Origin of the sequence: uncultured Campylobacter sp., assembly GCF_963517995.1 — a bacterium.
Taxonomy (GTDB): Bacteria; Campylobacterota; Campylobacteria; order Campylobacterales; family Campylobacteraceae; genus Campylobacter_A.
The window spans coordinates 1-8104 of sequence record NZ_CAUQHQ010000100.1; the positions used below are offsets into that span (position 1 = coordinate 1).

Sequence of the window (8104 nt, forward strand, 5' to 3'; positions counted from 1 at the left end):
GAGCTAGCGAGCTTGGCTACTGCGATAGCGAGAAAAACGCTAAATTTATCGAAGGCTCAAAGGCGGGCGCGATTTTAGTCGCGTCAAATTTAAAAGAGCTCGTCGGCGCGCAAAGTAGGGCGGTAGTGGTAGAAAACCCGCACCTTGCCTTTGCTATTTTGAGCGAGTATTTCGCAAAGGAGCTTCTAGCATCCCAGCCGCAGCCGGCGCAAATTTCGCCAAGCGCAAAGATAATGCCAAACGTCTACGTGGGCTCAGGCGCCGTGATCGGCGACAACACGCTCGTGATGGCCGGCGTCTACGTCGGCGATAACGTAAAAATCGGCGCAAACTGCGTCATCCACCCAAACGTCGTCATCTACAACGACACCGTTATCGGCAACGGTTGCCGCATCAATGCAAACGCCGTCATCGGTAGCGACGGCTTTGGCTACGCGCACACGAAAACGGGCGAACACGTGAAAATTTACCACAACGGCAACGTCGTTTTAGAGGATTTCGTCGAGATCGGCGCGTGCACGACGATAGATCGCGGCGTGTTTGAAAGTACGGTCGTAAAAGCCTACGCCAAGATCGATAACCTCGTGCAAATCGGCCACAACTGCGAGATAGGCTACGGCTCGATACTGGTCTCTCAGGTAGGGCTCGCAGGCTCCACAAAGCTAGGCCGTAACGTCGTGATGGGCGGACAAAGCGGCTCTGCGGGGCATTTAAAAATCGGCGACTTTGCCCAGATAGCGGCGCGCGGCGGCGTGTCAAAGGATATCGCGGGCGGTAAAAAATATGCGGGTGCATATCCGATAATGGAGCTGGCCGACTTTTTCAAACTGCAAGCTAAGATCGCGAGATTTTTTAAGAAAAACTAAAATTTGAAGGAAAAAATCCATGGAAAAAAACAAAAGAAAAGAAATTTTAAAAGCCATAAAAGAAAAAGAACTAGCCGAATTTAGACAAAATTTACCTATGTCCGAGGATAAATTTATACGGCTTTTCGAGCTTTTGGACGCCGAGCTTCACACACACGGCTGCGATCACAGCCTAAAACTCACCGAGCAAATCCTCTCAAATTTGGAAGTAAAAGACGTTTTGAGCGTGCTTGCGTGGCTTGAAGAGCAGGGCGGATACTGCGACTGCGAGGTAATGATGAACGTTGAAGAGAAATTTGAGTATTTGGATTAAAGCGACGATTTAAATTTGATGCTAGGTTTATCAAATTTATGGAAGCTAAATTTATTAAAACCTAAATTTGACGCCGCAAATTTATGCCGCGTCAAATTTAAGCCTAATTTACGCTATTTTTTATAGCTTTTTACAAATTCGCCGATCCTTGCGATACCTTTTGCGATACTCTCCAAATCAGTCGCAAAAGATAGCCTAAAGTATCCATCCATACCAAACCCTACGCCGGGCACCACGGCGACCTTTGCCTTTTCTAGCAGCTCTTTGCAAAATTTCATGCTATCAGGCTCGACCTCGGAGCAGTTTATGAAAAGATAAAACGCGCCATCGGGCTTAAGCACGCTAAGTCCCGGTATAGCGTTTATCATCTCGACGCCTAGGTCGCGGCGCTTTTTAAACTCGCCCTTCATATACGCGATGTCCTCGTCGGCTTTGCCGAGCAGCGCAGGGATGGCGCCGGCTTGCGTTAGGGAGTTTATATTGCTCGTGCTTTGGCTTTGTAGCCTGTTTACCGCGGCGTTTAGCTCCTTAAATGGGCTAGCCATGTAGCCAAATCTCCAGCCTGGCATCGCGCCGCATTTGCTTAGGCCGTTTATCGTGATCGTGCGGTTAAACATATCCTCGCTCACCGCCGCGGTCGCGACGAATTCGCCCTCGTAGTTTAGCTTTTCGTACATTTCGTCGCTAGCTACGATGATTTTCGTGCCTTTTAGCACTTCGCCTAGCGCCTCCAGCTCTTTGCGGCTATATATCGCGCCCGTCGGGTTGCAAGGGCTGTTTAATACTAAAATTTTAGTTCTAGGAGTGATCGCCGCCTTTAGCTGTTCGGGAGTGATTTTAAAGCCGGTCTTTTCGCTAGTTTCGATAAAAACGGGATTGCCGCCGCTAAATTTGACCATCTCTGGGTAGCTCACCCAGTATGGGCTCGGTACGATGACCTCGTCGCCCTCGTCGATTAGTGCTTGGAATACGTTAAAAAGCGAGTGTTTGGCGCCGACGTTGGTGATGATTTGATTTGGCGCGTAGTTTAGGCCGTTGTCGCGCTTTAGCTTTGCGGCGACTGCCTCTCTAACCTCGGGCGTACCCGCTACGGCTGTGTATTTGCCGCAGCCCTTATCTAGGGCAGATTTTACCTCGTTTTTGATGATCTCGGGCGTGTCGAAGTCCGGTTCGCCCGCGCCGAAACTGATCACGTCCTCGCCGCGGGCCTTCATCTCTTTTGCCTTGGTGCTGATTTCGATGGTTAGGCTCTCGCCTAGCACCTGAACTCTTTTTGATAGCATTTTTACTCCTTTATTAAATTTAAGATATAGTTTTTAGATAGCCGTTATCGTTTAAAAACAGATACATTTCGCCTAAAATTTGCTTGCGCTGCGAGTCGGTTACGAGCTTTGATTTTTCGATTCGCTCGCTTAGGATGTCTTGGATCTCGTAGATGTCGTAGTCAAGGTCCTCCATGATATCAAGGATCGATTGGCTCTCTAGCAGGTGCGAGATTTCAAACCCATTCTCGTTTATCTCGATAGTAGCTTCGGTCGGGTGAGTGAAGAGATTGTGCTTCATACCCAGCACCTCCTGATATGCTCCGACTAGGAAAAATCCTAAAAAGTACTCCTCTTGCTCCACATCTACGTCGTGCAAAAACAGAGGATTTTCCTCGTCGTCAAAGCCTATCTCTCCGTCGCTATCGCAAGTGATATCCCACAGCGACGCCGAGCGGGTAGGGCGCACGTCCAGGCGGTCAAGCGGCATGATAGGAAAATTTTGCTTTAAGCCCCAAAAATCAGGTAACGACTGAAATAGCGAGAAGTTTACGAGATAGCGTTCCTGCGCTTCTTCTTGTAGCTTTAAAAGCTCGGCGTTGTGCTGCTTGGTGCCGAGGATTTTAGCCGCTTTTTTGATGATTAGGTGGGTTAAAATTTCGGCATTCGAGCGGTCTTGCAGATCGACATAGCCTAGATCAAATAGTGTGAGTATACTCTCCATATGATCGATACTGTCGTGCAGATACTCTATCGCGTTTGAGGGTTTTATCGTGCTTAGCAGGTCGTTTAGCTCGGTGATTAACTGAGGATTTTTCTTTTTTAGTACGAGCTTTTCCTCGGTGTAGTCCTGGCTAAAGAGCTCCAAAACGGGCGCAACCAGCACGGCGTGCGAAGCCGAGACGAAACGGCCGCTCTCGATAAAGATATCTGGCTCCACCTCGTTTCGCTGCGTCGCCATCGTTTTTAGCAGATAAACCACGTCGTTGGCGTATTCGCTAAGCGTGTAGTTTCGGCTCGAGTTTTCCTTAAACTGCGAGTACTCTATGGCTAGGCCGCCGCCCAAATTTATAGCTTTTAGGTTTTTTGCGCCCATTTTTCGCAGCTCGGCGTAGATGTTTCCTGCTTCGATTAGAGCCTTTTTTAGCGGGTGGATTTCGGTGATTTGCGAACCGATGTGAAAGTGGATCATATTAAATCGGTCGAGCAAATTTGCCTCTTTTAGCAAATTTACCGCTTCGATTAGCTCGGTCGCAGTTAGGCCGAATTTGGAGTTTATGCCGCCGCTTTTAGCCCAGATACCGGATCCGCTGCTATGCAGCCTGATGCGTAGACCGATGTTTGGCTTTGGCGCGAAACGCTCTTTTGCGATCGCGATGATAGCCTCAAGCTCGTTTAATCCCTCGATCGTTAGCGTGATATTGTGTCCCATTTCAGCTGCGATAAAGCCGATGTTTATCATCTCTTTATCCTTAAAGCCGTTTACGGTGATCGGCGCGCCTTCGTTGTTATACGCCATAACTAGCAGTAGCTCGGCCTTTGAGCCCGCTTCCAGGCCGTAGCCGTACTTTTGACCGTGACGGACTAGATTTTTTACAAAGCCCGGATATTGGTTTACTTTTAGCGGATAGACGGCGTTAAAGCTGCCTTTGTAGCCGAATTCGTTTTTCGCGCTCTCAAAGCTTTTGTAAATTTGCGAAATCTGCTTGTGTATGAGGTGAGGGAAGCGCAGCAATAGCGGGCCTCGGTAGCCTTCGCTCCTGATGCTTTTTACGATGTCGATGATGGCGGGCTTTGAGCCGGTATTGACGCAAATTTTACCGTTTTCGATGATGAAGTTATTGTTTCCCCACAAATTTAAACCGTAATCATACATTAAAAATCCTTTTAAGCTCAGTCTCCAGATCTGCCAAATCAATCGTTTTCTCAGCCTTTTCGCTCAGATCTTTTAGCCAAATTTTGCCTGATTTTAGCTCGTCCTCGCCGACGCAAAGGCAAATCCTAGCATTAGCGTTATCTGCGGCGTTTAGGTGCTTTTGTAGTTTTTTAGGCTCGTAGCTCACGAGAACCGGGAGGCTTTTTCTTAAATTTATCGCTATTTTATAGACCGCATCCACGCCATCGGCGTCCATCGCGCCGATATATACGCCGCTTCTTTTACTCTCACTCTCGCGGCCGCCTAGGATTTCCATTATGCGCTCGATACCCATCGCAAAGCCCACGCCGTAGCTAGCCTTGCCGCCTAGGTACTCGACTAGCCTGTCATAGCGTCCGCCGCCCGCGACCGCGCTTTGTGCGCCGATCTCGTTTGAAACGAACTCAAACGCCGTTTTACAGTAGTAATCAAGCCCGCGTACAAGCTTGGGATCTATCTCAAATTCCACGCCGTTGCCGCTTAAAATTTCTTGCAGCTTTTTAAACTCGCCCGCGCATTCGTCGTTTAGGCTACCAATTATCAGCGGCGCACTTTCATAGATTTTTTGACAACTCTCGACCTTGCAGTCTAGCACGCGGATAGGATTTGTCAGCTTTCTGCGCTTGCAGTCCTCGCAAATTTGCCCCTCGTGCTCGTCTAAAAATTTAACCAATTTTTCGCGGTATGCGCCCATACTAGCGGCGTCTCCGAGCGAATTTATAAGTAGCTTGGTTTTGATACCAAGGCGCGAGAAAATCTCGTTTATCATCAAAATAACGCTCGCATCCTCATAAACGCTAGGTTCACCGAAGCACTCGCAGCCAAACTGATGAAACTCGCGCAAACGTCCTTTTTGCGGACGTTCGTAGCGGAACATCGAGCCGTGGTAAAAGTACCGTCTCACGCCTCCCGCACGGTCAAATTTAGCCTCGATAAATGCGCGCACGACTCCCGCCGTCCCCTCAGGGCGCAGGCAAACGTCGTTGCCGCCTTTGTCCTCAAACTGATACATCTCCTTACCCACGATGTCGCTGCTTTCTCCGACGCTGCGGCGAAAAAGCGCTGTTTGCTCCAGGTGCGGAGATAGCACGAACTCGTATCCGTAGTTTTTCGCGACCTCTTCGCAGATTTTGATTATCCTCTCGTAAAGTCCAGACTGGGGCGGCAAAACGTCCTTCATCCCCCTTAATGCGCTAATCACTTATAAACTCCTTTATCAAATTCGTTATTTTTTCTTCGTCCAGGGCAGCGCCTATTGTGACGTAGCGGACGTCTAGTTTTTGCAAAATTTCTTCCATCGCGTCCTGCACTCTTAGTAGATAACTAAATCCCCTAGCCTCTATGCCGTCCATCTGCGCGCGCGAGCCTAGGCGCGATCTTAGAGTGCTTTCGTCCGCTTTAAAAAATACTATTTTTTGTGGAAAATTTCCTTGCAGGGCAAATTTGTTTAAGCTTAAAAGCTCCTCAAAGCTAAAATTTCCGCCCGCCAGAGCGTAGGCCATGCCCGAAACAAAGCCCCTGTCGCTCAAAATCATTTTATCCGAGTTGGGTTTTATTATCTTACCAGAATGCTCGGCTCTATCGGCCAAAAATAGCAAAATTTCAGCCCTTTTATCTAGACCATTTTCTTTTAGTAAAATCTCGCGCAAATTTTCGCCAAGCTTCGTACCGCCGGGCTCTTTGGTCACGATTGCTTGCGGGAAAACAGCCGCCAGCCGCGCTATCTGGGTGCTTTTGCCTACGCCGTCGATACCTTCAAAAATCACGTACATTTTTCGCCTTTAAATTTGAGCGGTATTTTACAAATTTATAGCTAAATAGCGGCTTTTAAAGCGCGTAACACATAACCAGACTAGGGCGATTTTGTTTCTACTGCACAAAAACGCCGCAAGATTTTTTGCGCTAAATCTTAATAAAACACAAAAATATTTTAAATATAATTTTAAATCAAGCCTTTATATTTGTCGATTAGTTCGGGGTTTATCGCCTTAAAATTTTTACGCAAATCGCCTAAGTCATGATAGCTAGCTACGATAACAAAATCCGGCGTCGCGTCTATTTCAAGCTCGCAAATATCTGCTTTTAGCTGCTTTGCGCACTCTAAAATTAGCTTTTTAGCCTGCAAATATCTATCGTTTAGCTGCGTTTCTTGATTAAAAAGGTCAAAGATTTTCGCCGTTTCGTCATCCTCGTTTATCTCGGCGCTAAATTCGTAATCAGCGACGTTCCAGATGATTAGGCTTTTATCCTCTCGGCAAAGCTCCTCGCGCTGCTTTTGCGTACCAAAACCTATAATAGGCGGCAACGAAACCTCGCCGTCGTAAGCTAAATTTATGCAGTAAAGTTTTTGACTCGGCGCGTGCATTTTGATCGTCTCTTTTAGCGCGGACAGTAGCCTTTGCGCGGCTAGTTCGTATAGCTTTTTGTAGCTCGTTTTTTTATCCGGTTTTTTATAGCAGACGTAGCCTCCCTCCAAAGTTATCGAATTTAGCTCGCCTAGTTCGTCGTACTCATAAAAATAGTCGCGGTCTATTTTCGCTCCGAGCCGGTCTATGCCGTGCCACTGCTTTTGCGCTAGTTTAGCATTTGAGTAAATAAAATTTTCAATCCAGTATCCGTTATCTATAAATGCAGAGTAAATATTAACTAATAGACCGCCCTCATAAACATATCTTTGTACGCTCACGCATTTTTTGTCGTAATAATCAAATCTATAGCCCAAAACCTCGTCTTGTCCGTAAAAATAAAAATCCTCGTAAAATCGCTCCTCGTCCGCGTATTGCTTTATCAAAACCGCCCGCTCCTGCGCGTCAAATCCGTAGTCGTAGGCATCTGCTAGATTTTTGGGCGGCTCTTTTAAAATTTTACCCCTTGAAAAACAGTAAAGCTCAAAGTAAAACGGCTCTAAATTTATATAGCTAGTAGACGCCCAGCGCCTGTTTACGACCTGCGCCTCAGCCTTGTTTTTTAGGACTAAATAGTCATTACTCGCGTTTTCAAAAAGCCTGCGTAGATTTTTTATTTCACTCATTTGCTCAGTCATTTTATCTCCAAATTTTAATTAGTTTAGCTATTTTTTGTTGCTATAAATTTAGCCTTTTTTACCCAAAGTGCAAAGCGATATACTCGCGTTTGTCGCCAAATTTACAACCCGATTTCCCCAAAGCAAATCTTTAGTTGTTTTGAGCTACCTTACGCTCTGTGCTTTCATTTTAATTTAAAATACATTAAATAATGCGCCAAAAATAGCTTTGACGCAAAAGCTACGTAAATTTCCGTCTAAAAACATCAAATTTTACCGTGCTTATGGGTCTGATTTAGTCGCGAGCCGCCTTTAAATTTTTTAAAATTTCGCTTGGAACCAGCTTGCTGACGTCTCCGCCGTGGCTTAAAACCGAGCGCACGATTGAGCTTGATATGAAGGCGTTTTGGAGGCTTGGCATCAGATAAACGGTCTCAAGCTCATCCCAAAGTGCGGCGTTTGCATAGCCGATTTGCAGCTCGTACTCAAAGTCGCTAACCGCGCGAAGACCGCGTATGACGATGTTTATACCTCGGCTCTTGGCAAAATCCACGAGTAAGTTATCAAATCCGACGACCTCTACTTTTTTTAGATTTGCGGTTGAAATTTTAGCCATTTTGACGCGCTCTTGCAAGCTAAAAAGCGGTTTTTTGCTCTCGCTGGCCGCTACTGCGACGACGACCTCGTCAAAGATCTTTATAGCGCGTTTGATGACGTCTAAATGGC

At 46.7% G+C, this 8104-nt stretch carries 8 protein-coding genes; 2 read left to right on the forward strand and 6 right to left on the reverse strand.

The features are described 5' to 3' along the window. A partial coding sequence (gene lpxD, locus RYL88_RS09610) for a UDP-3-O-(3-hydroxymyristoyl)glucosamine N-acyltransferase (protein WP_314990888.1) occupies positions 1-866 on the forward strand: 866 nt, incomplete at its 5' end. A gap of 19 nt (positions 867-885) precedes the next feature. Next, positions 886-1179 (forward strand): DUF2695 domain-containing protein, encoded by a 294-nt coding sequence (locus RYL88_RS09615; RefSeq protein WP_314990889.1) that lies wholly within the window; start codon positions 886-888, stop codon positions 1177-1179. A 113-nt stretch (positions 1180-1292) separates the two neighbouring features. On the opposite strand, the gene RYL88_RS09620 is transcribed toward RYL88_RS09615, so the two are convergent. From RYL88_RS09620 to coaD, 6 genes are all read right to left on the reverse strand, one after another. Beyond that, positions 1293-2462 carry a pyridoxal phosphate-dependent aminotransferase gene (locus tag RYL88_RS09620; RefSeq protein WP_314990890.1) on the reverse strand — a complete coding sequence of 390 codons (1170 nt, stop codon included), beginning with the start codon at positions 2460-2462 and terminating at the stop codon, positions 1293-1295. Between the two features lie 19 nt (positions 2463-2481). After that, complete coding sequence (speA, locus tag RYL88_RS09625; protein WP_314990891.1) at positions 2482-4317, reverse strand: biosynthetic arginine decarboxylase; 1836 nt, start codon at positions 4315-4317, stop codon at positions 2482-2484. Continuing rightward, the gene (gene hisS, locus RYL88_RS09630) at positions 4310-5557 is read right to left on the reverse strand and encodes a histidine--tRNA ligase (RefSeq protein ID WP_314990892.1); all 1248 of its coding nucleotides are present in this window, start codon (positions 5555-5557) and stop codon (positions 4310-4312) included. Before hisS ends, speA begins: the two co-directional genes overlap by 8 nt. Next, positions 5550-6128 carry a dTMP kinase gene (gene tmk, locus RYL88_RS09635; protein ID WP_314990893.1) on the reverse strand — a complete coding sequence of 193 codons (579 nt, stop codon included), beginning with the start codon at positions 6126-6128 and terminating at the stop codon, positions 5550-5552. The genes hisS and tmk overlap by 8 nt, the downstream gene beginning before the upstream one ends. A gap of 170 nt (positions 6129-6298) precedes the next feature. Then, complete coding sequence (locus tag RYL88_RS09640) at positions 6299-7399, reverse strand: hypothetical protein (RefSeq protein ID WP_314990894.1); 1101 nt, start codon at positions 7397-7399, stop codon at positions 6299-6301. 274 nt (positions 7400-7673) lie between these two features. Continuing rightward, on the reverse strand, positions 7674-8104 hold a 431-nt coding region (gene coaD, locus RYL88_RS09645; protein ID WP_314990895.1), incomplete at its 5' end, for a pantetheine-phosphate adenylyltransferase.

What these genes read in the sequence shown, in the direction of transcription:
- RYL88_RS09640 (WP_314990894.1), bottom strand. Translation starts at nt 7,399, where the DNA reads ATGACTGAGCAAATGAGTGAAATAAAAAATCTACGCAGGCTTTTTGAA.
- speA (WP_314990891.1), bottom strand. Translation starts at nt 4,317, where the DNA reads ATGTATGATTACGGTTTAAATTTGTGGGGAAACAATAACTTCATCATC.
- RYL88_RS09620 (WP_314990890.1), bottom strand. Translation starts at nt 2,462, where the DNA reads ATGCTATCAAAAAGAGTTCAGGTGCTAGGCGAGAGCCTAACCATCGAA.
- tmk (WP_314990893.1), bottom strand. Translation starts at nt 6,128, where the DNA reads ATGTACGTGATTTTTGAAGGTATCGACGGCGTAGGCAAAAGCACCCAG.
- RYL88_RS09615 (WP_314990889.1), top strand. Translation starts at nt 886, where the DNA reads ATGGAAAAAAACAAAAGAAAAGAAATTTTAAAAGCCATAAAAGAAAAA.